Origin of the sequence: Mycolicibacterium litorale, assembly GCF_010731695.1 — a bacterium.
Taxonomy (GTDB): Bacteria; Actinomycetota; Actinomycetes; order Mycobacteriales; family Mycobacteriaceae; genus Mycobacterium; species Mycobacterium litorale.
Genome location: NZ_AP022586.1, coordinates 5,034,430 through 5,060,376, shown reverse-complemented (window position 1 = coordinate 5,060,376; position 25,947 = coordinate 5,034,430). Strand labels below are relative to the sequence as shown.

Below are 25,947 nucleotides of genomic sequence, written 5' to 3'. Positions count from 1 at the left end.
GCTTACCGGCCTATATGCCGTTGATCCGCATCGACCACGAGAGCAGTGGCGATCGCGGCCAAACCCTCGCCCCGGCCGGTCAGCCCCAGCCCGTCGGTCGTGGTCGCCGAAACCGACACCGGGGCGCCGATCAGTTCAGACAGCAATGCCTGGGCTTCGGCCCGCCGCGGCCCGATCTTCGGCCGGTTTCCGATCACTTGGACGGCCGCGTTGCCGACCCGAAGGCCCGCCTCCTGCAGCAGGCTGCGGACGTGGCGCAGCATGTCGGCGCCGCTCACGCCCTCCCACTCCGGTCTGCCGGTGCCGAAGACCTCACCGAGGTCGCCCAGCCCGGCCGCCGACAGCAGCGCGTCGCACAGCGCGTGCGCGGCGACGTCACCGTCGGAGTGCCCGGCACAGCCGTCGGCGCCGTCGAACCGCAGGCCCAGCAGCCAGCACGGCCGGCCCGCTTCGATCGGATGGACGTCGCTGCCCAGCCCGATCCGCGGCAGGGTCATCGAGCGGTCACCTCGCCGGCCAGGATCGCCTCGGCAAGCACCAAATCCAGCGGATGGGTGATCTTGAACGCCAGCGGGTCGCCGTCGACGACCTGCACCTGCCCGCCGGCCTGTTCGACCATCGAAGCGTCGTCGGTGAAGCCGCCATCGCCCGCCCGCGCGTACGCGCGACGCAGCACGTCGATGTGGAAACCCTGCGGCGTCTGCACCGCACGCAGCCCCGCCCGCTCGGGCGTGCCGAGCACCGCGCCGTTCGCGTCGACGGCCTTGATGGTGTCGGCGACCGGAAGCCCGGGAACGACCGCGCCATGTCCGGCTTCCAGCGCCCGCACCACGCGGACCACCAACGAGGGCGGGGTGAGCGCACGAGCGGCGTCGTGAACGAGGACGAAGTCGGCGTCGCCCACGGCGGCGAGCGCCAGGCTCACCGATTCAGTGCGGTCGGCGCCGCCGGAGACGATGAGCGCCTCACCGCCGAAGACGAGCTTCGCCTCGTCGGTGCGATTCGGCGGGACCGCGACCACGATGCTGTCGACCACCCCGGACTCCCGGAGCCCGGCGATGGCGCGTTCGAGCATCGGCCGTCCGGCCAGATTCACGAAGGCCTTTGGCGCTCCGGCCGCGAGCCGTTCACCGGATCCCGCGGCCGGAACAACGGCCACTGTGGTCATTCAGCGTCAGGACGCGGCGGCAAGTGCCTCGTCGAGGATGATGGTCGCCTTCTCGTCTTCGACGTTCTCGGCGAGTGCGAGTTCGCCCACCAGGATCTGCCGAGCCTTGGCCAGCATGCGCTTCTCGCCGGCGGACAGCCCACGCTCCTGGTCGCGGCGCCACAGGTCGCGGACGACCTCGGCCACCTTGTTCACGTCACCGGAGGCCAGCTTCTCCAGGTTCGCCTTGTACCGGCGAGACCAGTTGGTCGGCTCCTCGGTGTGCGGTGCGCGCAGCACCTGGAAAACCTTGTCGAGACCCTCTTGCCCGACCACGTCGCGCACGCCCACGTACTCGGCGTTGTCAGCAGGCACTCGAACGGTGAGATCGCCCTGGGCGACCTTCAGGACGAGGTACTCCTTCTGCACGCCCTTGATGCTTCGGGTTTCGATCGCTTCGATCAATGCAGCACCGTGGTGGGGATATACAACGGTGTCTCCGACCTTGAAAATCATCAGTTTCGAGCCCCTTTCACGTGTCCATGCTAACACGGGCCGCCGACACGTGCGGATCAACTGCGCAGGTCAGGGGCACTGCGGGTGAAGATCAAGGGTTGACAGGGTGCCCTTTTCGTGCAACAGGGTAACGATCGAGAACGCCGTTACCGGCCGCTTGCGACGCCGCAACAGGTGCCGCGCAACACCGTTCGAGTGTGCGCCGTCTCACGCCCCGCGGCCCGCCGCGATCATCACCGAGTCCCCGCCGTGGTCACCGTCGACCCTCACCTACTACTCTGCATAGTCGAACTGTGAACGACAGCTGGGCGACCCCCTGCAGGAGGCTTGAGTGAACCGCATCCATCCGCGCGCTTCCGCCGTCACCTCCGGGCTGGCGGCCTGCGGGCTGGCCCTCGCCCTCACCGCCTGCGGAGCCGGGCAGATCTCCCAGACCGCCACCCAGGCGCCCGCCGTCAACGGCGTCAACGCGGGGGTCGGCGACATCGCGCTGCGCAACGTGCACCTGCGCGCGCCGCAGACCTCCGACTACGTCCGCCCGGGCAGCGAGGCCGAGCTGCTGTTCGTTGCCGCCAACGAGTCGGCCGACCAGCCCGACAAGCTGGTGTCGATCCGCACCGACATCGGTTCGGCGCCGGTCCGCGGCGACGCCACGATCGCCCCGAACGGTGTCCTGGTCGCCGGTGAGCCCGACGGGCAGACCGCCGCACTGGAGAGCGTCCAACCGGCCGAACCGCTGACCGTCGACGTCACGCTGTCCAAGCCCATCACCAACGGGCTGACCTACCCGTTCACGTTCACCTTCCAGCGCAGCGGCGAGGTCACCGTCCAGGTGCCGATTTCGGCCGGCGAGGAACCCCGGCGCGACGACAGCGGCGGCGGCGGCTCCGAGCACTCCGGCGGACACTGACCCACACCGCGACACGAGAGAACCCGGGCCGGCCGCCGGCCCGTTCTGTCGGCACTGCCCGATAACGTCGTCCCGTGGCCAAGGCACGTTCTCAGTACCGCTGTTCGGAGTGCCGGCACATCACCGCCAAGTGGGTGGGCCGCTGCCCGGACTGCGGCACCTGGGGGACGGTCGAGGAGGTCGCGGTGGTCGCCGCGATCGCCGGGTCCGCCGCCCGGCGGGCGGTCGCTCCCAACTCCCCCGCGGTCCCGATCAGCAGCATCGACCCCGGCCACACCACGCACGATGCGACCGGGATCAGCGAACTCGACCGAGTCCTCGGCGGCGGGCTGGTACCCGGTTCGGTGACCCTGCTCGCCGGCGATCCGGGCGTCGGCAAGTCCACCCTGCTGCTCGAGGTCGCGCACCGCTGGGCGGCGAACGGACGCCGCGCGCTCTACCTGACCGGTGAGGAGTCCGCGGGTCAGGTGCGGTTGCGCGCCGAGCGCACCGGCTGCACCCACGACGAGCTGTACCTCGCCGCCGAGTCCGATCTGCCCACCGCACTCGGCCACATCGACGCCGTCGCGCCCAGCCTCGTCGTCGTCGACTCCGTGCAGACGATGTCCACCACCGAGGCCGACGGGGTCACCGGTGGCGTCACCCAGGTCCGCGCGGTCACCACGGCACTGACCCAGTACGCCAAGGGTGCAGCGGGTCCGGGCGGCATCGCGATGGTGCTCGTCGGCCACGTCACCAAGGACGGCGCGATCGCCGGGCCGCGCTCGCTCGAACACCTCGTCGACGTCGTGCTGCACTTCGAAGGCGACCGCGCCTCGACGCTGCGGATGGTGCGCGGTGTGAAGAACCGCTTCGGCGCCGCCGACGAGGTCGGCTGTTTCCAGTTGCACGACAACGGGATCGAATGCGTGGCCGACCCGTCGGGGCTGTTCCGCGACCAGCGGGACACCCCGGTGCCGGGCACGGCGGTGACCGTGACGCTCGACGGAAAGCGGCCGCTCATCGGCGAGGTGCAGGCGCTGGTCGGCCAGCCCACCGGACCTCACCCCCGCCGCGCCGTCAGCGGCATCGACTCCGCCCGCGCCGCGATGATCGCCGCGGTCCTCGACAAACACACCAGACTCCAGGTCGGGCCGTGCGACATCTACCTGTCGACGGTCGGCGGGATGCGACTGACCGATCCGTCGTCGGACCTCGCGATCGCACTCGCGATGGCCTCGGCCAGGAACGAACGGGCGATGCCCGCCAACTCCGTGGTGATCGGCGAGCTGGGCCTTGCGGGCGATCTGCGCCGCGTGACGGGGATGGACCGCCGCCTCGCCGAGGCCGCCCGCCTCGGGTTCACCAGCGCCGTCGTCCCGCCGGGAACGCTGACGGTGCCGAAGGGGCTGCGGCTGCTTCCGGCTCAGAACATCTCGGCGGCGTTGCAGGTGCTGTACCGCATCGCGGACAATGGCGGCCGATGAGCGCTTGCGCGAAGAGCAGGCAGCGCGCCCGGGAGGAACAATGGCCGTGAAGACCGCCAGGACGGGCAGCAATGTCGTCCAGCTGGCCCGTCCGACGCTGCGGGAGACACTCGGCCGGTTGGCACCGGGGACACCGCTGCGCGACGGGCTGGAGCGCATCCTGCGCGGCCGGACCGGCGCGCTGATCGTGCTGGGCTACGACGACAGCGTCGAGACGATCTGCGACGGCGGATTCGAACTCGACGTGCGCTACGCCCCTACCCGACTGCGCGAGCTGTCGAAGATGGACGGTGCGGTGGTGCTGTCCAGTGACGGCACCCGCATCCTGCGCGCCAACGTCCAGCTCGTTCCGGATCCGTCCATCCCGACCGACGAATCCGGCACCCGGCACCGCTCCGCCGAGCGCACCGCGATCCAGACCGGTTATCCGGTGATCTCGGTCAGCCACTCGATGAGCATCGTGACCGTGTACGTGGCCGGTGAGCGGCACGTGGTTCCCGACACCCCGACGATCCTGTCGCGCGCCAACCAGACGATCGCCACGCTCGAGCGCTACAAGTCCCGCCTCGACGAGGTGAGCCGGCAGCTGTCGACCGCGGAGATCGAGGACTTCGTGACGCTGCGGGACGTGATGACCGTGGTGCAGCGGCTGGAGATGGTGCGGCGGATCAGCCTGGAAATCGATGCCGACGTGGTCGAACTCGGCACCGACGGACGCCAGCTCAAGCTGCAGCTCGAAGAACTCGTCGGCGACAACGACAACGCCCGCGAGCTGATCGTGCGCGACTATCACGCCAACCCCGACCCGCCGACTCCCGCACAGGTCAGCGCGACGCTCGAGGAACTGGACTCGCTGTCGGACAACGAGCTACTCGACTTCACCACGCTGGCAAGGGTCTTCGGCTATCCGTCCACGCTCGAGGCGCAGGATTCGGCGATGAGCTCGCGCGGCTACCGGGCCATGGCAGGCATACCGCGGCTGCAGTTCGCCCACGTCGACCTGCTGGTGCGCAACTTCGGTTCGCTGCAGGGTCTGCTCGCCGCCAGCGCCGACGACCTGCAGTCGGTCGAGGGCATCGGTTCGATGTGGGCGCGCCACATCAGGGAAGGTCTGTCCCTGCTGGCCGAGTCGACGATCGCCGACCGGCTGGCCTGAACTCAGCCGACGCCGGGGCCGGGAGGCTGGGCGCCGGGCGCGCCGGGGGCAGGCGCCTGACCGGGCGGTGCGGACGGAGCGAGGATGAACGGCACCGGTGACGACCGCAGGTTGCCCAGCTGCACGATCAGGTTGTAGGTGCCGGCGCCGATCGGCTGACGCGGCAGCGGGCACTGCGGCGCCGAACCCATCCCGGTCCAGGTGACCTCCGTGGTGACCTGCTCGCCCGGGGCGAACGTCTTGACCAGCGTCTCGTTGGACGGCGCGCAGTCGAGGTTCGACCACAGCCTGGTGTTGTCCAGCGAGTAGACATAGGCGGCGAGGACGGCGGCGCCGACATCGCGCTTGCAGGCCACCAGGCCGATGTTGGTGACGACCATCGTGAACTTCGGCTGGTCGCCGACGACGTACTCGGGCTGGCTGGTGATGCCCTTGACGGCGAGCGTGGAATCCGGGCAGTCGTCGCCCTCCTGCAGCACCGGCGGGGGTGTGACGGCGGCGGTGGGCGTGGGGGTCGGCGGCGGCGCCTGCTGGGGCGGCGGCACGATCGGGGTCTTGACCTCGGGGTTCTCCCCCGGCAGCGGCGTCGGCGCGGCCTCGGCGGGGGCCGCCGACTGCTGGTCGGCGTTCTTCGTCTCCGCGCCGGAACCGCCCGACACCACCATCACCACGATTGCGGCGACGACCCCGATGATGACCACCGCGATGCCCAGCGCCAGCGCCCGGCGTCGCCAATAGATCTGCGTGGGCAGAGGGCCTTGCGGTTCGAGATCCAGCACATGACCAAGGTAAGGCCTGGTCAAGATCAGTCGTCCGACGTTACCCGGCGTGTCGCGCTGTGAAGCGGGGGTCAGACCTCGCCGATGTCGCCCAGATGCTCGCGCAGCTGGGCGCGGCCGTCGGCGAGGTGGTAGGTCACGCCGGCGATGGCGAGCGTGCCGGACTGGATGCGTTCGGCGATCGCGCTGGAGCGCTCCTGCAACTGCACGGCCGTCTCGTTGACGTGGCACGCCTCGAACTCGTCGACCCGGGTGAGCCCTTCGCGGCGACCCCGCAGGATCGACGGGGTGACCCGTTCGACGATGTCACGCACGTATCCGCCGGGCACCACACCGTCGTCGAGCGCCGACAGCGTCGCCTTCACCGCACCGCAGCTGTCGTGGCCGAGCACCACGATCAGCGGCACGTCGAGCACCGCGACGGCGAACTCGATCGAACCGAGCACCGCGGAGTCGATGACGTGGCCGGCCGTACGGACCACGAACATGTCGCCGAGCCCCTGGTCGAAGATGATCTCGGCGGCGACCCGGCTGTCGCCGCAGCCGAAGACCACCGCCGTCGGCCGCTGGCCCTCGGCGAGGCTCGCGCGGTACTCGATACTCTGGCTCGGGTGTTGGGGCCTACCCGCGACGAAGCGCTCGTTGCCTTCCTTGAGTGCCTTCCATGCGGTCACCGGGCTGGTATTCGGCATGGCGCTTATTGTGCCTGAATGGTTGAGAGATGATCGATCCGGCCGACCTGTTGGCGTGGTATGACCGCGAACAGCGTGACCTGCCGTGGCGCCGGCCGGGGGTGACGCCCTGGCAGATCCTGGTGAGCGAGTTCATGTTGCAGCAGACACCGGTGTCCCGTGTCGAACCCGTCTGGCTGAGTTGGATCGCGCGCTGGCCGACCCCGTCGGCGACCGCGGCGGCCGGCGCGGCCGACGTCCTGCGGGCGTGGGGCAAGCTCGGATATCCGCGCCGCGCGAAGCGTCTGCACGAGTGCGCGACGGTGATCGCGGCCGAGCACGGTGACGAGGTGCCTTCGGACGTGGAGGTGCTGCTGAGCCTGCCCGGTATCGGCGCCTACACGGCCAGGGCGGTGGCCTGCTTCGCCTACCGGCAGCGGGTTCCGGTGGTGGACACGAACGTCCGCCGGGTCGTCGCGCGGGCGGTGCACGGCCGCGCCGACAGCCCGGCCAGCAGCCGCGATCTCGTCGACGTCGCGGCCCTGCTGCCCGAAGGCCCTGACGCACCGCGCTTCTCGGTCGCGCTGATGGAACTGGGCGCGACGGTGTGCACGGCCCGCGCGCCGCGGTGCGGCCTGTGCCCGCTGGGGACATGCACGTGGCGTTCGCTCGGATATCCGGCGGCGACGGCACCGGCACGGCGCGCGCAGCGCTACGCAGGCACCGACCGCCAGGTGCGGGGCCGGCTGCTGGATGTGCTGCGCGGCAGTGAGTTCCCCGTCACCAGGGCCGAACTGGACGTAGCGTGGACGGCCGACCCCGCCCAGCGCGACCGGGCCCTCGACTCGCTGCTGGTCGACGGCCTCGTCGAACAGACCGCCGACGGCCGCTTCGCACTCGCGGGGGAAGGTTCGTGAACGCCCGCGTACCAACGCGGTCACTCACCCGGGCGCGCGTGCGCGGGATACCGTGAGCACATGACCCGCAGCCTCGATCAGGTCGTCACCGCGGCGGCGGCGGAGTTGATGGCCGCTACCGCGACCAACGTGATCGCCAGCTGCACCCGGGTACTCGCCGACGTCGTCGACCACCTGGGTGTCGACTTCAGCTTCCTGCGTCACAACGACCACGTCATCAAGGCCACCAAGCTGGTGGCCGAGTGGCCGATCCGCGACTACATCCCCGACCCGGATCCGATCGGGGTGATTTATTTCTCCGAGGCCGACCCCATCTTCCGGCAGGCCGAGTACCTCAAGAAGCCGCTGATCGTGCGGCCCGAACCGGACAACGACGACTACCAGCGCCGCATCGAGGAGGGCCGGGGGGTGCCGTCGGTGTCGATGGCCTGCGTCCCGCTGCTGTCGGGTGAGATCACCTCGGGCATCCTCGGCTTCATCAAGATCGGTGACCGCGAGTGGACCACCGAGGAGCAGAACGCGCTGCAGACCATCGCGACGCTCTTCGCCCAGCTGCAGGCGCGTATCGCCGCTGAAGAGCAGCTGCAGTACCTCGCCGAGCACGACGACCTGTCGGGGCTGCTCAACCGCAGGGCGCTGATGGCGCACCTCGACGATCGACTCTCCGACGGCCGGCCCGGCCCGGTGTCGGTGCTCTTCCTCGACCTCGACCGACTCAAAACCGTCAACGACTACCTGGGCCACAACGCGGGCGACCAGTTCATCAAGATGTTCGCCGAGCGGTTGCGGGCGGGCACCGAGCGGCCCGCGGTGATCGCCCGCGTCGGCGGAGACGAATTCGTGGTGGTGCCCGACGGGCCGATGGACGTCGCGACCGCCGAGAGCTTCGCGCGCCGGCTGCAGACGTGGTTGCAGCGCAGGGTGGTGATCGACGGCGAAATGCTGGCCCGCACAGTGAGCATCGGGGTGGCCGTCGGCGCCCCCGGCCACGACACCACGTCGGATCTGCTGCGGCGCGCCGATCAGGCCGCGCTCTCGGCGAAGAGCACCGGCGGCAGCAAGACCGCGGTGTTCACCACCGAGATGGCCTCACAGCACGCCATCCGCAACGACATCGAGCTGCACCTCGAGGGCGTCATCGACGAAGCCAGCAGCGCGCTGGTGCTGCACTACCTGCCCGAGGTCGACATGCGCACCGGCAAGGTGCTCGGCACCGAGGCGCTGGTCCGCTGGAGGCACCCGACCCGGGGTCTGCTGCTGCCCGAATCGTTCATCGGGGTGGCCGAATCCATCAATCTCGCAGGCAAACTCGGCCGGCTGGTGATGCGGTCGGCGTGCGCGGACTTCGCCCGCTGGCGGTCGCGGGGCACCGCGACCGATGCCATCCTGCGGGTCAATGTCTCACCCGTGCAACTGGTTTCGGACGGTTTCGCCGCCACCGTCGACGGCACCCTGGCCGAGTTCGGGCTGGACGGCTCCGCGGTGTGCCTGGAGATCACCGAGAGCGTGGTGGTCCAGGACATCGAGGCCACCCGGCACACGCTGGCCGCGCTCAAGGAGGTCGGCGTGCGCATCGCGATCGACGACTTCGGCACGGGCTACAGCGTGCTCACCCACCTCAAGTCGCTGCCCGTCGACACCGTGAAGATCGACCGAGGCTTCGTCCGCGACCTCGGCGCCAACGCCGGCGATCTGGCGATCGTGCGGGCCATCCTGGCGTTGGCCGACGCGTTCGGCCTCGAGGTGGTCGCGGAGGGTGTCGAGACCGTCGCGGCCGCGAAGACGCTGCTCGAACTGGGTTGCCCTCGGGCGCAGGGTTTCATGCTGTCGCGCCCGGTGGACGGCGCGGCGATGGAGGCCTTGTTCCGTCAGGGTCACATCGCCGTCGACGCGCTGCGCGACACCTCGGCCACCCCCGGGCGCGGTTAGCGCGCCGAATCGTCAGGCGGTCTGCTCGGCGGGGCTGTCGGCGCAGCAGAACCGCCTGCGGTAATCGGTGGGGGTCACCCCGATGATCCGGCGGAAGTGGTGGCGCAGCAGCGTGGCCGTGCCGAACCCGGACCGCTCGGCGATGCGGTCGATGTCGAGGTCGCTCTCCTCGAGCATCCTGCGCGCGTAGAGGACTCGCTGATCGGTCACCCATTGCATCGGGGTGGTGCCGGTCTCCTCGACGAAGCGGCGGGCGAAGGTGCGGGCCGACATGTTCGCGCGGCGGGCCAGCGTGCTGACGGTGTGCGGCTTGTCCAGGTTGGCCACGATCCAGTCCAGGTGCGGCGCAAAGCGTTCCGAGCACCTGACCGGGATCGGCTGCTCGATGTACTGGCGCTGGCCGCCGTCACGCTGCGGCGGGACCACCATGCGGCGGGCGATCTTGTTGGTGACCTCGCTGCCGAGTTCACGGCGCACCAGGTGCAGGCAGGCGTCGATACCGGCCGCGGTCCCGGCACTGGTGATGAGGTTGCCGTCGTCGACGAACAGCACGTTGCGGTCCACGCGCGCGGTGGGATACGTCCGGGCCAGCAGGTCGGCGTACATCCAGTGGGTCGTACAGGGCCGGCCGTCGAGCAGTCCCGCCGCGCCCACGACGAACGCCCCCGAACAGACCGTCAGGATGATCGAACCGCTCGCCGCGGCGGCGCGCAGCACCTCGAGCGCCTCCGGCGGGTAGCCGTTCTTGCCCGAGGCGATCGCGGGCACGGCCACCAGGTCGGCGCCGAGGAGATCGCCGAAGTCGTGCTGGGGCACCAGTTGTGCCCCGATCGATGTCTGTACCGCTTTGCCGGCCACCGGTCCGCAGACCTTGAAGTCGAAGTTGGGCACGTCGTCCGCGGAGCGGTCGATTCCGAAGACCTCGCAGATGACGCCGAACTCGAAAACCGCTAGACCGTCGAGCACCAGTGTCGATACGCTTTTCAACGCCATGGCAGCATATTAGCCCAAGATGTCAGTGCTGCCACTGTTGGCGGAAAGTCACCCGGCGAAAGATATCTGCCATGAGTACAGCACTGATTTCCCTCATCGTGATCAGCCCGTTCGCGTTGGGCGCTGTCCTGATCTGGACCGCGCGCCGCGCCGGGATCCTGCGCTGGGAGCTCGACCAGTTCCGGGTGTGGGCCCCCATGGCGGGCCGCTTCGACAGCCGACGCGACGAGGACCGCGACTTCCACCGGGTCCAGCACGACCTCGACGCGATCCGCACCCGCTTCGAGGAGCACCCGACGTGGCCGTCCTCAGGCGCGCTCGGCGAGCGTCGCTAAGAATGCCTCGACCGCGTCGCGGTACACCTGCGGCTGCTCGTCGTGAATGAGGTGGCCGGCGCCGGGAACCTGCAGATATGTTGTCCGGTAACCGGATTCGGCCATGCGGCGCATCTGCCCCGGCGGGGTGACCGAGTTACCCGCCTCCAGCAGCAGCGTGGGCACCCGCAGCTGCCGCCACTGCTCCCAGTAGTCGCGCAGCCCCCACTCGGCGGCGATGTCGATCCAGTGGCGGCGCCTGCCGTGCAGACGCCACCCGGTCGCGGTGCGGTCGAACGCCTCGAGGAAATAGCGTCCGGCGATCGGGCCGAATTCCGCGAACACCTGTTGTTCGGTCTCGAACTCGACGGGCAGCGCGTGCAGCCACGGCTCCCACGGTCCGGTGGTGCGGCCGCGGAAGTCCGGCGCCATGTCCTCCACCACCACCGCGGTCACGAGCTCGGGACGGTGGGCGGCCAGACACCACGCGTGCAGACCGCCCATCGAATGCCCGATCAGCGTGGCCGGACGGCCGAGAGCGGCGACCGCATCGCCGAGTTCGGCCACGAAGTGTTCGGTGCTGATCGGATGCGGGTCCACCACGTCGCGACCGCGATGCCACGGAGCGTCGTAGGTGTAGATCGCCCCGAGTCCGGTGAGCCACGGCAGCTGACGGCCCCACGTGCTGCCCCGCCCCATCAGGCCGTGCACCAGCACCAGGGGCGCGCCGTCGCCGCCTCGAGGGGTCAGCAGTGGGGTGTCCATCTGCTCATCTTGCCCAGACCAACCGGTAACCTGGCGGCATGCCCAGCCAGAACCCTGTGGTGAAGATCAACGCAATCGAGGTCCCGCCTGACGCCGGTCCGGAACTGGAGAAGCGGTTCGCCCACCGCGCACACGCCGTGGACAACCAGCCCGGCTTCCTCGGCTTCCAGCTCCTGCGGCCGGTCAAGGGTGAGAACCGCTACTTCGTCGTCACGCAGTGGGAGTCCGACGAGGCGTTCCAGGCGTGGGCCACCGGTCCCGCCATCGAAGCCCACAAGGGTCAGGCCGCCAACCCGGTTGCGACCGGTGCCTCGCTGCTCGAGTTCGAGGTCGTGCTGGACGTTGCGGGGTCCGGCGACAAGGGCTGACGCGACGCGGCAGGCGCGCCGGGCCACCGGCCTGGTGACCGCTGCCGCGCTCGTCGTTTCCCTAGCGTCCGGATGCGGGGACGCCGGCACCGCTCCGGCCGACGCCGCCTACGGCGCACACATCGGCACGACCACACCCCAGGGTCTGCGCGCCAAGCAGACCATGGACATGGTGAACTCCGACTGGCCCATCGGTGACGTCAACGTCCGCACGATGGCCGTCGAGGACCAGGTCGACCACGTCATCGACGCCATGGGCAACCTGTGGTGGGACCGCCCGATCACCGCGACCGGGGTGGACATCCGCGCGGGCAGTGCGACCCTGCACGTCAAGACGTCGTACGGGGCCGCCCAGGACATCGAACTGCGCACCGACGACAACGGTCTGGTGGACCGTTTCGACGTGACGCTGCATCCGCCGGCGATCCAGAAGTGGTCCGACATCGACGCCGTGCTGGGCGAGTCCGGTGCGCGCTACTCCTACCAGGTGGCCCGCGTCGACCGCAGTGGACCCGTCGGCAAATGCCAGCCGGTGGCGGGCACCAACACCGAGATGTCGCTGCCGCTGGCGTCGATCTTCAAGCTCTACGTCCTGCTGGCCGTCGCGCACGCCGTGCAGGCCGGCACCGTCGGCTGGGACGATGCGCTGACCATCACCGAGCGCGCCAAGGCCGTCGGTTCGTCGCGGCTCGAGCAGATGCCCCCGGGCGCGACGGTGTCGGTGCGCACGGCGGCGCAGGAGATGATCTCGGCCAGCGACAACATGGCGACCGATCTGCTGATCGGCCGCGTGGGCACCGGCGCGGTGGAGCAGGCCCTCAAGGCGGGCGGGCACCACGATCCGGCCAGCATGACGCCGTTCCCGACCATGCACGAGATGTTCTCGGTCGGCTGGGGTGAGCCCGATCTGCGCGAACAGTGGAAGCAGGCCGATCCGCAGGGTCGCGCCGCGCTGCTCAAGCAGACCGACGCCCGTCCCTACGAACCGGACCCGGCCCGCACCCACACCCCCGCATCCCAGTACGGCGCCGAGTGGTACGGCAGCGCATCGGACATCTGCCGTGTGCACGCCGCGCTGCAGGATGCGGCGGTCGGCGAAGCCGCGCCCGTCAAGGACATCCTGTCGGCCATCCCCGGGGTCGAACTCGACCGCGCGAAATGGCCGTACATCGGCGCCAAGGGCGGCAACCTGCCGGGCGATCTCACGTTCAGCTGGTACGCCGTCGACCACACCGGTCAGCCCTGGGTGGTCAGCTTCCAGCTCAACTGGCCGCGCTACCGCAGCTCGACCGCGGCGAGCTGGCTGCTGGCCATCGTGCGCCAGACGTTCGCGATGGTGCCGGTCGCCGACTAGCCGCGCCAGATCAGAGTGACGAGCGCAGCGTCCAGGCGTGCCCGCGGAAGTGCAGCACGGTCCGGCTCACCGGCGCGACGTCGATGCGCCAGAACGACCGGGCCGGCGCGTCGAGCGCCACGAGGATCGCGGCGCGCACGACGGCGGGATGGGTGACCGCCACCAGCCGACCGCGCTGGTTGGTCAACGAGTCCATCCAGCGCCGCACCCGCTCGACGACGTCGATCACCGATTCCCCACCGTGCGGCGCCTGGGTGGGTTCGGTGAGCCAGATGGCCAGCTCCGCCGGCTCCACACCGCCCAGGACATCACCGCGCCACCGGCCACAGTCCAGGTCGGCCAGCAGCGGTTCGACGACCGCCTGCAGGCCGAGCAGTTCGGCGGTCTGCCTGGTGCGCTTCTCCGGTCCGCAGTAGGCGGCGTCGGTTGGCCCCAGCTCCACGCTGGCGTCGGCCTGACGGTGCCCCTGGGCGTTGAGTGGTTCGTCGGTGGGGAATCGTCCGGCCGACACGGCGTCGGTCATGGCGTGCGACACCAGCGTCAGCCGGACGACCTCACTCACGTCCGGAGGACTTCACGCCGCCGGTCGAGCAGCCGTGCCGCCAGTGGTGCGAACACCAGCGCGATCGTCGCCCACATCACGACCTGGGTGCCCAGCGAGTACAGCCGGAAGTCGTAGAGGACGTCGGCCGGGAAGCCCTCGTAGACGATGACGCCCCCGTCGTCGCGCAGCGGCCCCGGCGTCTCGTCGATGCCGGGCAGGACGAGCATCAGCACGGCCATCGCGACGATGTAGGCGCCCGCACCCGCCAGCGTGGCGTTCCAGGTGCCCAGCCGGTCCCGTAGCCGGCGGCCGAGACAGACCGCGCCGACCAGTAGCGCGGCGGACAGCACGACCAGCAGCAGGTACAGCAGCGTCCGCTGCCGAAGCGTCTCGTCGAGGCTCAGCGCGGGCGGGCTCGCCGGGTATTTCAGCGACGGCACCACGTAGAGGCTCAGCAGCATGCCGCCCGCGACGTAGAGCGACAGGAGGCGGGCCGAGACGTCACCGACCCGGCCGTACGCGACGGCGAACACGATCGCGAACAGCGCGCCCATCGCGACGCTGAACGCCAGCACGCCGAAGCCCATACCGATGTTCATCTGCACGGCGCGCGAGAACCCGCCGCCGTCCCCGCCGTGGCTGTGGCCGGCACCCGCGTGCTCGATGGCCTCATGGGCGGCGCCGACGCCGTCCTCGTAGGCGATGGCCAGCTCGATGACGGGTTCGACGAAGATCCGCGCGAAGACGAAGGCGACCACGGCGGCGAGGGCACCGGCCAGGAGGCCGCGCCCGATGATCTGTTTCTCCATGTTGACTTGTCTGCCTGCCGGATCGGTCAGTGGCAGGGGAAGCCGAGGAGATGGCGAGCGTCGTGAATGAACTCGTGGATGGCGGTGTTGTCGCCGAACACCGACGTCGCCCCCTGATCGAAGCCGAGGAAGTAGAGCACCAGCAGCGCGAGGAATGCGGTGGCCGACAGCCAGACCGCCGAACGCGTGGCCGACAGGTCGATGGCCGGTACCCGGGTCTTGTGGGCTTGCGGTGACGTCATCAGGGTTCCTTCCCGGGATTTCGCGTCCCGTATGGGGTGAAGCAGGCGTCGGGTCTGACTCTCACAGTGGCGCGACCGTTCTGGATTCTCACCAGATTCCTTCGCCTGCCGATTACATCGCACATCCTAAGCACTGCGGGGAGGAATCGCGCCGCCACCCTGTCGGCCGCCACGCCGCCCCCGGACGACGAAACGGGCGGCCACCCGAAGGTGACCGCCCGTTCGCGACTCGTCGTTATTCGGCTGCGCCGGCCTGAGCCAGGTCAGGCTGCGCGGTTTCGGTGCGCTTCGGCCCACCCGAGAAGGTGAACTTGGCGTCCTCGCCGGGGCCTTCGCCGTCCCAGTTCTCGACGTCGACCGTGATCAGCTGACCGGGTCCGATCTCTTCGAACAGGATCTTCTCCGACAGCTGGTCCTCGATCTCGCGCTGGATCGTGCGGCGCAGCGGCCGCGCACCGAGCACGGGGTCGAACCCGCGCTTGGCCAGCAGGGCCTTGGCCTTGTCGGTCAGCTCCATCGTCATGTCCTTGGCCCGCAACTGGTTGCCGACCCGGCTGATCATCAGGTCGACCATCTTGATGATCTCGTCCTGCGTCAGCTGGTGGAACACGATGATGTCGTCGATGCGGTTGAGGAACTCGGGGCGGAAGTGTTTCTTCAGCTCGTCGTTGACCTTCTGCTTCATCCGCTCGTAGTTGTTCTCACCGCCACCCTTGGTGAAGCCCAGCCCGACCGCCTTGGAGATGTCGGACGTACCGAGGTTCGAGGTGAAGATCAGCACGGTGTTCTTGAAGTCGACCGTGCGACCCTGACCGTCGGTGAGGCGGCCGTCCTCGAGGACCTGCAGGAGGCTGTTGTAGATCTCCTGGTGGGCCTTCTCGATCTCGTCGAACAGCACGACGCTGAACGGCTTGCGGCGCACCTTTTCGGTGAGCTGGCCGCCCTCTTCGTAGCCGACGTACCCCGGAGGGGCACCGAACAGCCGCGACGCGGTGAACCGGTCGTGGAACTCGCCCATGTCGATCTGGATGAGCGCGTCGTCGTCACCGAACAGGAAGTTGGCCAGCGCCTTGGACAGCTCGGTCTTACCGACACCGGACGGACCGGCGAAGATGAACGAGCCCGACGGGCGCTTGGGGTCCTTCAGCCCGGCACGGGTGCGGCGGATCGCCTTCGAGACGGCCTTGACGGCGTCCTCCTGGCCGATGATCCGCTTGTGCAGCTCGTCCTCCATGCGGAGCAGACGGGTGGTCTCCTCCTCGGTCAGCTTGAACACGGGGATACCGGTCCAGTTGCCCAGCACCTCGGCGATCTGCTCGTCGTCGACCTCGGCGACGACGTCGAGATCACCCGAACGCCACTGCTTCTCCCGCTCGGCGCGCTGGGCGACCAGCTGCTTCTCGCGGTCGCGCAGGTTCGCCGCCTTCTCGAAGTCCTGCGCGTCGATCGCCGACTCCTTCTCCCGGCGCGCGTCGGCGATCTTCTCGTCGAACTCGCGCAGGTCTGGCGGAGCGGTCATCCGGCGGATCCGCATGCGGGCGCCGGCCTCGTCGATCAGGTCGATGGCCTTGTCCGGCAGGAACCGGTCGTTGATGTAGCGGTCGGCCAGCGTCGCGGCAGCGACCATCGCGCTGTCGGTGATCGAGACGCGGTGGTGCGCCTCGTACCGGTCGCGCAGACCCTTGAGGATCTCGATGGTGTGCTCGACGGTCGGCTCGCCCACCTGGACGGGCTGGAAGCGGCGCTCCAGGGCGGCGTCCTTCTCGATGTACTTGCGGTACTCGTCGAGGGTGGTGGCGCCGATGGTCTGCAGCTCGCCGCGGGCCAGCTTCGGCTTGAGGATGCTGGCGGCGTCGATCGCGCCCTCGGCGGCACCCGCGCCGACGAGCGTGTGCAGCTCGTCGATGAACAGGATGATGTCGCCGCGGGTGTTGATCTCCTTGAGCACCTTCTTGAGGCGTTCCTCGAAGTCACCGCGGTAGCGGCTGCCCGCGACCAGCGAGCCGAGGTCGAGGGTGTAGAGCTGCTTGTCCTTGAGCGTCTCGGGCACCTCGCCATGGACGATCGCCTGGGCCAGGCCCTCGACGACGGCGGTCTTGCCGACGCCGGGCTCGCCGATCAGCACCGGGTTGTTCTTGGTGCGGCGGCTCAGCACCTGCATGACCCGCTCGATTTCCTTCTCGCGGCCGATGACGGGGTCGAGCTTGCCCTCCATCGCGGCGGCGGTGAGGTTGCGGCCGAACTGGTCGAGCACCAGCGAGGTCGACGGGTTGCCGGACTCGCCGCCGCGGCCGCCGGTGCCGGCCTCCGCGGACTCCTTGCCCTGGTAGCCGCTCAGCAGCTGAATGACCTGCTGGCGCACGCGCGTGAGCTCCGCGCCGAGCTTGACCAGGACCTGGGCGGCGACACCCTCACCCTCGCGGATGAGCCCGAGCAGGATGTGCTCGGTGCCGATGTAGTTGTGGCCGAGCTGCAGCGCCTCACGCAGGGACAGCTCGAGCACCTTCTTGGCGCGGGGGGTGAAGGGGATGTGGCCGGACGGCGCCTGCTGGCCCTGGCCGATGATCTCCTCGACCTGGCTGCGCACGCCTTCCAGCGAGATGCCCAGCGACTCCAGTGACTTGGCCGCTACGCCCTCACCCTCGTGAATGAGTCCCAGCAGGATGTGCTCGGTGCCGATGTAGTTGTGGTTGAGCATCCGGGCTTCTTCCTGAGCCAGGACGACGACCCTGCGGGCACGGTCGGTGAAACGTTCGAACATCGGTGGTTACCTGCTCTCCATCGCATAGGTGGCGTACGCAGCTCAGAGGCCTCACCACTGGCACTGCCACTGACTCCAGTACACCTGCCGTCCACTCTATCGGGCGGCTGCATCGGGCGCCGTGGTTGGCGGTACGTACCGCCTCGGCGGTCAGGACTTCCGGTGCCGCGTGTGCCGCGCCGTTCGCCCTGTTCCCGCTGCTGACCATGTCAACGCGACGGTGTGGCGATTCGTTTCCCGTGCGGGGCATCGATCGGTTCGCCACCAGCGAAAGCCGGGACGCACCGGTGCGTAGACGCGAACGGGCAACGCCGGTCGGCGTTGCCCGTTGAACCGCCTGGATATCAGGTGGCGGCGTGGAAGGCGTCGATGACGTCGGCGGGGATGCGGCCGCGGGTCGACACGTTGTGGCCGTTGCGGCGGGCCCAGTCCCGGATCGCGGCGCTCTGCTCGCGGTCGATGGCGCCCCGGCCCCTGGTCGGCCCGGTGGCGCGGCCACGGCGGCGACCGCCGACGCGGCGTCCGGCGTCGACCCACTGCTTCAGGTCTTCGCGCAGCTTCTTCGCATTCTTGCTCGAGAGGTCGATCTCGTAGCTGACTCCGTCGAGTCCGAATTCGACCGTTTCATCGGCGGTACCTTCACCGTCGAAATCATCGACCAACGTGACGGTGACTTTCTTCGCCATCAGTTCACACTGACCCTTCTACCTGCGCTTGGTGGATAGTTTTCGGCTACCGAATCTCGGCCTCCAATGTGCCATACGAACCTACACCATTCAACAACGCTTCCTTCACAGGACTTCAGTTGCTGTGACGCCGAACAATCGGGAACAGAATTGTCTCTCTAATTGACAGTCCGGTCAACGCCATCAACAACCGGTCGATCCCCATTCCGGTACCAGTGGCCGGTGGCATCCCGTACTCCAATGCGGCGAGGAAATCGTCGTCGAGAACCATTGCCTCGTCGTCACCCGCGGCGGCCGCGCGGGCCTGGGCCTCGAATCGCTCCCGCTGGATTATCGGGTCACTCAGTTCGGAGTATCCGGTCGCCAACTCGAACTTGCGGACATAGAGATCCCACTTTTCCGTCACCCCCGGAATGCTGCGGTGAGACCGGGTCAGCGGAGTCGTCTCGACCGGGAAATCACGAACGAACGTCGGTGCCCAGAGGTGTTCACCGACAGTGTGTTCCCACAGTTCTTCGATCAATTTACCGTGGCCGTAGCCGCGATCTCGCGGAATCTCCACACCGAGCCGGTCGGCGATGGCCCAGAGCTCATCCGCAGGGGTCTGTGGAGTGATCTCTTCACCCAGCGCGGCCGACAGCGACGGATACATTTCCAGCGAGTCCCACTCGCCATCCAGGTCATAGACCGTGCCATCAGGCAATGGCACTTGGCGCGTGCCGATCGCCTCGTCGGCGACTTCCTGAATAATCTCGCGGGTCACGACGGCGGAATCGTTGTAGTCGCCGTAAGCCTGATAAGTCTCCAGCATCGCGAATTCCGGTGAATGCGTGGAATCGATGCCTTCGTTCCGGAAGTTGCGATTCAACTCGAAGACCTTCTCGAAACCGCCGACCAGCGCGCGCTTGAGGAACAGTTCCGGCGCGATGCGCAGGTACAGGTCGACGTCGAGGGCGTTCGAGTGCGTGACGAACGGGCGGGCCGCGGCGCCGCCGGCCAGGGTCTGCAGCATCGGCGTCTCGAGTTCGAGGAATCCGCGCCGCTCCAGGGCGTTGCGGACCGCGCGCACCACAGCCACCCGCTGGCGGGCGATGGTGCGCGCCTCCGGCCGCACGATCAGGTCGACGTAACGCTGCCGGACTCGGGCCTCTTCGCTCATCTCCTTGTGCGCCACCGGAAGCGGACGCAACGCCTTCGAGATGATTTGCCAGGAATCCGCGAGCACAGACAGCTCACCGCGGCGCGAACTGATGACCTGCCCGTGCACGAACACGATGTCGCCCAGGTCGACGTCGGCCTTCCAATTGTCGAGGGATTCCTGGCCGACTTCGGCGAGGCTGATCATGGCCTGCAGCTGCGTTCCGTCCCCCTCCTGCAGGGTGGCGAAACAGAGCTTCCCGGAATTGCGGGCGAACACCACTCGGCCGGCGACGCCGACGATCTCCCCGGTCTGGGTGTCGGTCGGCAGATCGGCGAATGCGGCACGCAATTCCGCGAGGGTGTGCGTGCGCGCCACGACCACCGGATAGGGGTCGCGGCCCTCGGCGAGGAGACGTTCCCGCTTCGCCTGACGAATGCGGAACTGCTCGGGGATGTCAGGGTCGATGTCGGGCGTATTGTCGGCGCCGGCGGTCGGGTTCACGGGGTGCCAGCTTAACGCTGCATTCACCATCCGCCTCACACGCCGCGACCGTGCTGCCGCTCGCTGGCAACCGCCCCGCCTTTAATGAACACATGCGCAGCCCCATCGACTACGACGCCGTCGCGGCGCTGGCGAATCAGCCGCTCGATTGGCGGTTCAAGGGGCTGCCCGCCGAATGGTGGGGTGCCACACCCGCGCAGATCCGGGAACGGCTACCCGAATTGTTCGGCGCCGGGGTGGTCGGTCCGGTGTGCGTCCTGCACGCGTCGGCGCTCACTCACAACCTGGTCACGATGGCGCGCTGGTGCCGCAGGCGCGGGGTCGAGCTCGCGCCGCACGGCAAGACGCACATGGCCCCCCAGCTGCTGGCCCGCCAGTTCGACGCCGGTGCCACCGCGGTCACCGTCGCGACCGTGGGCCAGGTGCGGGTGTTGCGCGCGTTCGGCGTCCGTGACGTACTGCTGGCCAATCAGGTCGTCGACGCCGCGGGCGTGGCGTGGCTGTCCCGCGAGCTCGACGCCGACCCGGACTTCCGGGTCGTGTGCTGGGTGGATTCGGTGCGCGGCGTCGAGCTGATGTCGACGGCGCTGACCGGTTCCGAGCGCCCACTCGACGTGTGCGTGGAGGTCGGGATGGCAGGCGGACGCACCGGGTGCCGCACCGCCGACGAGGTCGATGCGGTCGCGCGGGCGGTCGTCGCCTCCGCGCAGCTGCGCCTGGTCGGGGTCGCCGGCTACGAGGCCGCGCGCGGACACGACGTGACGGCTGAGGCGTTGGCCGCGGTGACCGGCTACCTGACGGACATGCGGGCCGCGGTGGTGCGGTTGGCGGGCGCGTTCGAGACCGACGACGTACTCGTCACCGCAGGCGGCAGCACGTACTTCGATCGGGTCGCCGACGTGCTGACCGGCGATTGGCCGGCCGGGCAGGCCGTGCGCACCGTGGTGCGCAGCGGCTGCTACCTCACCCACGACGACGGGCTCTACGAACGGACCTCACCCCTGCGCGACGCCGGCGCGGGCGGCCTCATCCCGGCGATGAGCGTGTGGGCGCAGGTCCTCTCCCACCCGGAGGCAGGGCTGGCGTTGGTGGGGATGGGCCGCCGCGACGTGTCGTTCGACCAGGGGCTGCCGGTGCCCAAGACGCTGCGTGGCGGCCACGTCACCAAGCTGAACGATCAGCACGCCTACCTCGCGCTCGGCGAAGTGGAGGTGCGCGTCGGCGACTGGCTGCGATTCGGCGTCTCGCATCCGTGTACGACGTTCGACAAGTGGCCGATGATCCCGGTGGTCGACGACGACAACCGGGTGGTCGACCTGATCCGCACGTTCTTCTAGCGATTTCGGCGTGGCGGGTCGCGCCAGGCGCAACTGCGCACGCCGAAATCGCGCTAGCGGGCCGGTTTCAGGCGGCCGCGCTGGTTGTCGCGGTTGCGTTCGAACACCAGGCGAAGCCCGTCGAGGGTGAGGTGGCGGTCGTAGTGCGCGACGGTGTGCACGTCGGGGAGCACCAGCGGCGCGGTGTGTCCGGTGGCCACCACCGCGACGTCGGCGCCGGAGAACCCGTCGACGTCTTCGCGGATGCGGTTGACCAGGCCGTCGACCAGACCGGCGAAGCCGAACACCGCGCCCGACTGCATGCACTCGACGGTGTTCTTCCCGATGACCGAGCGCGGCCGGGTCAGTTCGACGCGGCGCAGCGCCGCCGACCGGGCTGCCGCGGCGTCCGACGACACCTGGACGCCCGGTGCGATCGCACCGCCGAGGAACTCGCCTTTGGCCGACACCACGTCGACGCAGATCGACGAGCCGAAATCGACGACGATGGCCGCGGTGCCGAACCGGTGGTAGGCCGCCAGACAGTTCACGATCCGGTCGGCCCCGACTTCCTTGGGGTTGTCGACCAGCAGCGGGATGCCCGTGCGCACACCCGGTTCGATCAGCACGTGCGGCACCGACGGCCAGTACTGTTCGAGCATCAGCCGGACCTCGTGCAGCACCGAGGGCACCGTCGACAGCCCGGCGCACCCGGTGAGGCGTTCGGAGTCGTCGCCGATCAGACCGTCGATGGTGAGCGCGAGTTCGTCGGCGGTCGCCTCGGCTTCGGTGCGGATCCGCCACTGCTGCACCACCTTTGCGTGGTCGCCCGATCCGGAGATCAGCCCGACGGTGGTGTGGGTGTTGCGGACGTCGATGGTGAGCAGCACGGCGCTACCGCGGCGACATCAGGCCGGCGGCGGTGTCCGGCACGAGAGCCGGGTCGGTGCCGAGGTGGACCTGCTTGTTGCCGGAGTCGACGAAGACCACACGCGGCTGGTACGCCCGCGCCTCGGCGTCGGCGATGGTGGCATAGGCGATCAGGATCACCAGATCCCCGGGGTGCACGAGATGGGCGGCGGCGCCGTTGATCCCGATCACGCCGCTCCCGCGCTCACCGGTGATCGCATAGGTCACCAGCCGGTTGCCGTTCTCGATGTCGACGATGGTGACCTGCTCCCCCTCGATCAGGTCCGCGGCATCCATCAGGTCGGCGTCGATGGTCACCGAACCGACGTAGTGCAGATCGGCCTGCGTGACGGTCGCCCGGTGGATCTTCGACTTCAGCATGGTGCGAAACATCAGTTCCTCCAGGGCAGTTCGTGATCATTCGAGCCGACCCGCGGATGACCGTCGATACCGCTCGAGGCGCCGATGTCGACGGCGATGTTGTCCACTAGCCGGGTCCGGCCCAGCCGGGCGGCCACCAGCAGGCGAGCCGCACCCTCGTACGGCGCCGGACCCAGCATCGGATCGCGGACCTGCAGGTAGTCGACCTCGATCGCGGGAACCTCGTCGAGTACGGCCCGAGCGGCGTCCAGCGTGGCGGCCGCACCGCCGGACGCGGCGTACATCCCGGCCAGCAGGGCGGCCGACAGCGCTCCGGCGTGTTCGCGCTCGACCTCGTCGAGGTAGCGGTTGCGCGAGGACAGAGCGAGCCCGTCGGCCTCGCGAACCGTCGGCACCCCGACGATCTGGGTGTCGATGTTGAGGTCGGTGACCATCTGCCGGATCAGCACCAGCTGCTGGTAGTCCTTCTCACCGAAGAACGCGCGGTCGGGCCGCACGATCTGCAGCAGCTTGCACACCACGGTGAGCACACCGGCGAAATGGCCGGGGCGCGAAGCACCTTCGAGGTCTTCGCCGAGCGGACCAGGATGGACCGAGGTTCTGGTGCCGTTCGGGTACATGTCGGCGGCCGTCGGGGTGAACGCGATCTCCACCCCCTCCTCACGGAGCAGGGCCAGATCCTCGTCGAGTGTGCGCGGGTAGGCGTCGAGATCCTCCCCCGCACCGAACTGCAAGGGGTTGACGAAGATCGACACGATCACCACGGCACCCTGGACGCGTCTGGCCGCGCGGATCAGCGTGAGGTGGCCTTCGTGCAGTGCGCCCATCGTGGGGACGAGCATGACCCGCCTGCCGGTGGTGCGCAGCGCCCGGGTGACGTCGGCGACGTCGCGCGGGGAGCTGTAGACGTTCAGCTCGCCCCTGGCGAATTTGGTGGGACGACGGTTCGTCATGGCTGCACCGCCAGCGCTGCGAGGACGTCGTCGGAGGCGTGGGCGCGCTGCGCGGTGCGCAGCGAGTTGGTGCGGTACGCCTCTGCCAGTTGCGGATCCACCTCGGCGAGGGCCCGCAGGTGGGCGCTGATCGCGGCCGCGTCACCGCGGGCGACCGGCCCCGTCAGCGCGGCCTGACCGCGCTGCAGTGCGTTCTCCAGCGAGGCCCTGGCCAGCGGGGCGATCACCCGCTCGGCGATTCCGCCCGGTGCGTCCCCTACGAGTTCCTGTCCCAAGAGTTCCTGCCCCCACAGTGCGGACCGCAACGCCTCGACCGCGTCGAGGATCACGGTGGTGACGTGATTACCTGCGTGCGCCAGCGCCGCGTGGTACAGCGGGCGGGCGTCCTCTCTGACCCGAAACGGCTCGCCGCCGATCTCGAGCACCAGCGACTGGGCGACCGCGTAGCCGACGTCGTCGGCGGCGGTCACCCCGAAGCACGCGTCGGCCAGCCGCGCGATGTCCTCGTCGGCGCCGGTGAACGTCATGGCCGGGTGAATGGCCAGCGGGATACAGCCCTGTTCGGTCAGCGGTGCCAGGATGCCGACGCCGTTGGCACCCGAGGTGTGGGCGACGATCGCGCCGGGGCGCACCGCACCGGTGGCTGCAAGGCCGGAGACCACGGCAGCGAGTTCGGAGTCGGGAACGGCCAGCAGCAGCAGTTCGGCGCGGCCCGCGACGTCGTGGATCGGCAGCACCGCACTGTCGGGCAGCCGGCGCTGGGCCCGTTGCCGGGAGACCCGGGAGATGGCGCTGCACGCGACGACGACATGTCCGGCGCGTTCGAGTGCGACGCCCAGCGCGGTGCCGACGCGGCCGGCCGAGATGATGCCGACCGACAGCCGGGCCGGGCGAAGTCCGTCGGGCGGACCCCACGACGGCGCAGGGGGCTGCTCCATTGCAGGCGACCTCGCAAGTCTCGAGTTCTCGTTACGTTCCGGTCCTGCACGCGCAGGTACCGGACGGTCGCTAGCAGATTAGCTCACGGCTCCCGGCGTCGACGACCGCCGCCCGCGGTCGGGTTCGCCTGCAGCCGGGCCAGCAGTTCGGCGACGGACTGCCCGCCGGTGTCCTCGATGCTGCGGCGACGCCGGGCGTGCGCCTCCTCCGGCGTCTCCTCCCGCGGGCCGAACACGGGCCCGAGGGCGGGCGTCTCGGCAGCCGGGGCAGGTTCACCGGCGTCAGCAGAGTGCTTGCCGCGGCGCGGTTCGGGCGTGGACGCCACTGCCGGTTCGGGTTCGGCAACGGTTTCGGACTCCGCAAGGGTGCCGGGTTCCGGTAGGGGTTCCGGCGCCGGTTCTGGGGCGGGCTCCTGGGCCCGCCTGCGCCCGACGTACTCCTGGGGCGCCCCCTCCTCGACCTGCGGAGCCACCCAGTGACTTCCGGGGGCGCCCGCCGGAATCCACTGCCCCTCGGCCGGTGCCGGCTGCCAGCCGCCGACGGGTGCGGGCTCCGGCTCGGGCTCCGGCTCGGGCGCCGGGCGCTGCCAAGGCTGGGGCTGCGATGCGATACCCGGGTCGGTGTCCGGTTCGGGTTCGGGTTCCGGTTCCGGGGCGGGCGCGGGTTCCGGGCGCGGGGGCGGCGGGGGCGGGGCGGCCTGCATCGGTGCCGCCGGTTCCTCGACGCGGCGCCGCCTGCCGCCGCGGTCCGCTGTCTGCGGCTCGGGCTCCGAGGGGCGGCGGTGCGCGCCACCGAATCCGGGTGGCGGCACCCAATCCGGCTCGGGCGGTTGCGGTTCGGCCGGCACGTCGATGATCGGGCTTTCCTCGGTGCGCGATTCACTCTGGTCGATGTCGTCGGCGCGCAGCATCGCGTCGAGCCGACTGCTGCTCACGCGGCCCGTGGTCTCGTTGTCGGGCGCCCAGTCGCTGTAGGCGCGCACGGTGGTGCGGTCGTGTTCGATGGCCGGCCGGTGCGCCAGGTCGGTGTCGAAGAGGATTTCCAGATTGGTGCGCAGCGCGGCGAGCTCGGCGCGCAGCGCGGCCACCTCGTCGGCGGCCTGAGCCTGCAGTTCGGAGGCCAGCTCGCGGCGCAGTTGCGATTCGACGGTCAGCTCGTACTCGCGCCGCGCCGAGATCTCCCGGTCGAGCTGAAGGTCGTAGACGAGTTTCAGATCGCGCGCCTTGGCCTGGTCGTGATCGCTTTGCCGGCGGTAGATCACCGAGACGAATGCCGCGGCCACCGCAGCCCACAACGCCAGGATGACGGCAAGTTTGAGGAGCTCGACCCGGTTGGTGAACACCAGCGCAGAACTTGCCAGGATCGCCAGCACCAGCAACACTGTCAGCAGCATCCAGCCCGGCCTGCGATTGCCGCGCCGGGCGCGCGGTCCGCGGGGCAGGACAGTCATGGGCCGACTGTACCCGCCACAGGTCATCGA

Annotated in this window: 27 protein-coding genes; 9 read left to right on the top strand and 18 right to left on the bottom strand. The window is 69.4% G+C overall.

Features of this window, described 5'->3' with window-relative positions:
• Window positions 1-2: 2 nt before the first annotated feature.
• Genes ispF through G6N30_RS24235 form a run of 3 tightly spaced genes read right to left on the bottom strand, consistent with a single transcriptional unit; the run spans window position 3 to window position 1,663 of the window.
• Entirely contained in the window at window positions 3-497 is a 495-nt protein-coding gene (gene ispF, locus G6N30_RS24245) for a 2-C-methyl-D-erythritol 2,4-cyclodiphosphate synthase (RefSeq protein ID WP_134056713.1), read from the bottom strand.
• The gene (gene ispD / locus G6N30_RS24240; RefSeq protein WP_134056715.1) at window positions 494-1,168 is read right to left on the bottom strand and encodes a 2-C-methyl-D-erythritol 4-phosphate cytidylyltransferase; all 675 of its coding nucleotides are present in this window, start codon (window positions 1,166-1,168) and stop codon (window positions 494-496) included. Before ispD ends, ispF begins: the two co-directional genes overlap by 4 nt.
• A 6-nt stretch (window positions 1,169-1,174) precedes the next feature.
• A complete protein-coding gene (locus G6N30_RS24235; RefSeq protein ID WP_134056717.1) occupies window positions 1,175-1,663 on the bottom strand; it encodes a CarD family transcriptional regulator in 489 nt (162 codons plus the stop codon).
• Between the two features lie 331 nt (window positions 1,664-1,994).
• Between G6N30_RS24235 and G6N30_RS24230 the strand changes: the two genes are divergently transcribed.
• The 3 genes from G6N30_RS24230 to disA all read left to right on the top strand — a co-directional run bounded on the left by G6N30_RS24230 (window position 1,995) and on the right by disA (window position 5,195).
• The gene (locus tag G6N30_RS24230; RefSeq protein WP_134056719.1) at window positions 1,995-2,573 is read left to right on the top strand and encodes a copper chaperone PCu(A)C domain-containing protein; all 579 of its coding nucleotides are present in this window, start codon (window positions 1,995-1,997) and stop codon (window positions 2,571-2,573) included.
• A gap of 74 nt (window positions 2,574-2,647) precedes the next feature.
• Window positions 2,648-4,039 (top strand): DNA repair protein RadA, encoded by a 1,392-nt coding sequence (radA, locus tag G6N30_RS24225; RefSeq protein ID WP_134056721.1) that lies wholly within the window; start codon window positions 2,648-2,650, stop codon window positions 4,037-4,039.
• 40 nt (window positions 4,040-4,079) lie between these two features.
• Window positions 4,080-5,195 (top strand): DNA integrity scanning diadenylate cyclase DisA, encoded by a 1,116-nt coding sequence (disA, locus tag G6N30_RS24220; RefSeq protein WP_134056723.1) that lies wholly within the window; start codon window positions 4,080-4,082, stop codon window positions 5,193-5,195.
• Window positions 5,196-5,197: 2 nt separating this feature from the next.
• Here the strand turns inward: disA and G6N30_RS24215 are convergent, their stop codons facing one another.
• Together G6N30_RS24215 and G6N30_RS24210 are read right to left on the bottom strand one after the other, a co-directional pair.
• Window positions 5,198-5,974: a hypothetical protein gene (locus G6N30_RS24215; RefSeq protein ID WP_163687783.1), complete on the bottom strand. Its 777-nt coding sequence runs from the start codon at window positions 5,972-5,974 to the stop codon at window positions 5,198-5,200.
• Between the two features lie 71 nt (window positions 5,975-6,045).
• The gene (locus tag G6N30_RS24210) at window positions 6,046-6,666 is read right to left on the bottom strand and encodes a carbonic anhydrase (protein ID WP_134056725.1); all 621 of its coding nucleotides are present in this window, start codon (window positions 6,664-6,666) and stop codon (window positions 6,046-6,048) included.
• A 29-nt stretch (window positions 6,667-6,695) separates the two neighbouring features.
• Here G6N30_RS24210 and G6N30_RS24205 point away from each other — a divergent pair, with 29 nt between their 5' ends.
• Window positions 6,696-7,562: an iron-sulfur binding domain-containing protein gene (locus G6N30_RS24205; protein ID WP_134056727.1), complete on the top strand. Its 867-nt coding sequence runs from the start codon at window positions 6,696-6,698 to the stop codon at window positions 7,560-7,562.
• A 60-nt stretch (window positions 7,563-7,622) separates the two neighbouring features.
• On the top strand, window positions 7,623-9,491 hold the full coding sequence (locus tag G6N30_RS24200) for a putative bifunctional diguanylate cyclase/phosphodiesterase (protein ID WP_134056729.1): 1,869 nt from the start codon (window positions 7,623-7,625) through the stop codon (window positions 9,489-9,491).
• A gap of 12 nt (window positions 9,492-9,503) precedes the next feature.
• Here G6N30_RS24200 and G6N30_RS24195 read toward each other — a convergent pair whose 3' ends face one another.
• A complete protein-coding gene (locus G6N30_RS24195) occupies window positions 9,504-10,484 on the bottom strand; it encodes a GlxA family transcriptional regulator (RefSeq protein ID WP_134056731.1) in 981 nt (326 codons plus the stop codon).
• Between the two features lie 71 nt (window positions 10,485-10,555).
• Between G6N30_RS24195 and G6N30_RS24190 the strand changes: the two genes are divergently transcribed.
• Window positions 10,556-10,819 (top strand): hypothetical protein, encoded by a 264-nt coding sequence (locus G6N30_RS24190; RefSeq protein WP_134056733.1) that lies wholly within the window; start codon window positions 10,556-10,558, stop codon window positions 10,817-10,819.
• Here G6N30_RS24190 and G6N30_RS24185 read toward each other — a convergent pair.
• A complete protein-coding gene (locus tag G6N30_RS24185; RefSeq protein ID WP_134056735.1) occupies window positions 10,793-11,563 on the bottom strand; it encodes an alpha/beta fold hydrolase in 771 nt (256 codons plus the stop codon). The genes G6N30_RS24190 and G6N30_RS24185 overlap by 27 nt on opposite strands.
• 38 nt (window positions 11,564-11,601) lie before the next feature.
• Between G6N30_RS24185 and mhuD the strand changes: the two genes are divergently transcribed.
• Both mhuD and G6N30_RS24175 read left to right on the top strand, forming a co-directional pair.
• Window positions 11,602-11,931, top strand: coding sequence for a mycobilin-forming heme oxygenase MhuD (gene mhuD / locus G6N30_RS24180; RefSeq protein WP_134056737.1), 330 nt, complete (start codon window positions 11,602-11,604; stop codon window positions 11,929-11,931).
• Window positions 11,906-13,285 carry a serine hydrolase gene (locus tag G6N30_RS24175; protein WP_134056739.1) on the top strand — a complete coding sequence of 460 codons (1,380 nt, stop codon included), beginning with the start codon at window positions 11,906-11,908 and terminating at the stop codon, window positions 13,283-13,285. Before mhuD ends, G6N30_RS24175 begins: the two co-directional genes overlap by 26 nt.
• A 10-nt stretch (window positions 13,286-13,295) precedes the next feature.
• Here the strand turns inward: G6N30_RS24175 and G6N30_RS24170 are convergent, their stop codons facing one another.
• The 6 genes from G6N30_RS24170 to lysS form a co-directional block, all read right to left on the bottom strand.
• Window positions 13,296-13,847: a histidine phosphatase family protein gene (locus G6N30_RS24170; RefSeq protein WP_134056741.1), complete on the bottom strand. Its 552-nt coding sequence runs from the start codon at window positions 13,845-13,847 to the stop codon at window positions 13,296-13,298.
• A complete protein-coding gene (locus G6N30_RS24165) occupies window positions 13,844-14,638 on the bottom strand; it encodes a CbtA family protein (RefSeq protein ID WP_134056743.1) in 795 nt (264 codons plus the stop codon). Before G6N30_RS24165 ends, G6N30_RS24170 begins: the two co-directional genes overlap by 4 nt.
• Before the next feature lie 26 nt (window positions 14,639-14,664).
• Complete coding sequence (locus tag G6N30_RS24160) at window positions 14,665-14,880, bottom strand: CbtB domain-containing protein (RefSeq protein WP_134056745.1); 216 nt, start codon at window positions 14,878-14,880, stop codon at window positions 14,665-14,667.
• Between the two features lie 235 nt (window positions 14,881-15,115).
• Entirely contained in the window at window positions 15,116-17,641 is a 2,526-nt protein-coding gene (gene clpC1, locus G6N30_RS24155) for an ATP-dependent protease ATP-binding subunit ClpC (protein ID WP_134056747.1), read from the bottom strand.
• A 344-nt stretch (window positions 17,642-17,985) separates the two neighbouring features.
• Window positions 17,986-18,327: a histone-like nucleoid-structuring protein Lsr2 gene (gene lsr2 / locus G6N30_RS24150; RefSeq protein WP_134056749.1), complete on the bottom strand. Its 342-nt coding sequence runs from the start codon at window positions 18,325-18,327 to the stop codon at window positions 17,986-17,988.
• 115 nt (window positions 18,328-18,442) lie between these two features.
• Complete coding sequence (lysS, locus tag G6N30_RS24145) at window positions 18,443-19,999, bottom strand: lysine--tRNA ligase (protein WP_163687962.1); 1,557 nt, start codon at window positions 19,997-19,999, stop codon at window positions 18,443-18,445.
• 62 nt (window positions 20,000-20,061) lie between these two features.
• On the opposite strand from lysS, the gene G6N30_RS24140 reads away from it, so the two are divergent.
• On the top strand, window positions 20,062-21,306 hold the full coding sequence (locus tag G6N30_RS24140; RefSeq protein ID WP_134056751.1) for an alanine racemase: 1,245 nt from the start codon (window positions 20,062-20,064) through the stop codon (window positions 21,304-21,306).
• Window positions 21,307-21,359: 53 nt separating this feature from the next.
• Here G6N30_RS24140 and G6N30_RS24135 read toward each other — a convergent pair whose 3' ends face one another.
• The 5 genes from G6N30_RS24135 to G6N30_RS24115 all read right to left on the bottom strand — a co-directional run bounded on the left by G6N30_RS24135 (window position 21,360) and on the right by G6N30_RS24115 (window position 25,917).
• Entirely contained in the window at window positions 21,360-22,175 is an 816-nt protein-coding gene (locus G6N30_RS24135; protein ID WP_134056753.1) for a type III pantothenate kinase, read from the bottom strand.
• 4 nt (window positions 22,176-22,179) lie between these two features.
• Complete coding sequence (panD, locus tag G6N30_RS24130; protein WP_134056756.1) at window positions 22,180-22,587, bottom strand: aspartate 1-decarboxylase; 408 nt, start codon at window positions 22,585-22,587, stop codon at window positions 22,180-22,182.
• Window positions 22,587-23,528 carry a pantoate--beta-alanine ligase gene (gene panC / locus G6N30_RS24125; RefSeq protein WP_134056758.1) on the bottom strand — a complete coding sequence of 314 codons (942 nt, stop codon included), beginning with the start codon at window positions 23,526-23,528 and terminating at the stop codon, window positions 22,587-22,589. The genes panD and panC overlap by 1 nt, the downstream gene beginning before the upstream one ends.
• Complete coding sequence (locus G6N30_RS24120) at window positions 23,525-24,466, bottom strand: Rossmann-like and DUF2520 domain-containing protein (protein ID WP_134056760.1); 942 nt, start codon at window positions 24,464-24,466, stop codon at window positions 23,525-23,527. The genes panC and G6N30_RS24120 overlap by 4 nt, the downstream gene beginning before the upstream one ends.
• 83 nt (window positions 24,467-24,549) lie before the next feature.
• On the bottom strand, window positions 24,550-25,917 hold the full coding sequence (locus tag G6N30_RS24115; RefSeq protein WP_179965520.1) for a DUF6779 domain-containing protein: 1,368 nt from the start codon (window positions 25,915-25,917) through the stop codon (window positions 24,550-24,552).
• Window positions 25,918-25,947: the final 30 nt, after the last annotated feature.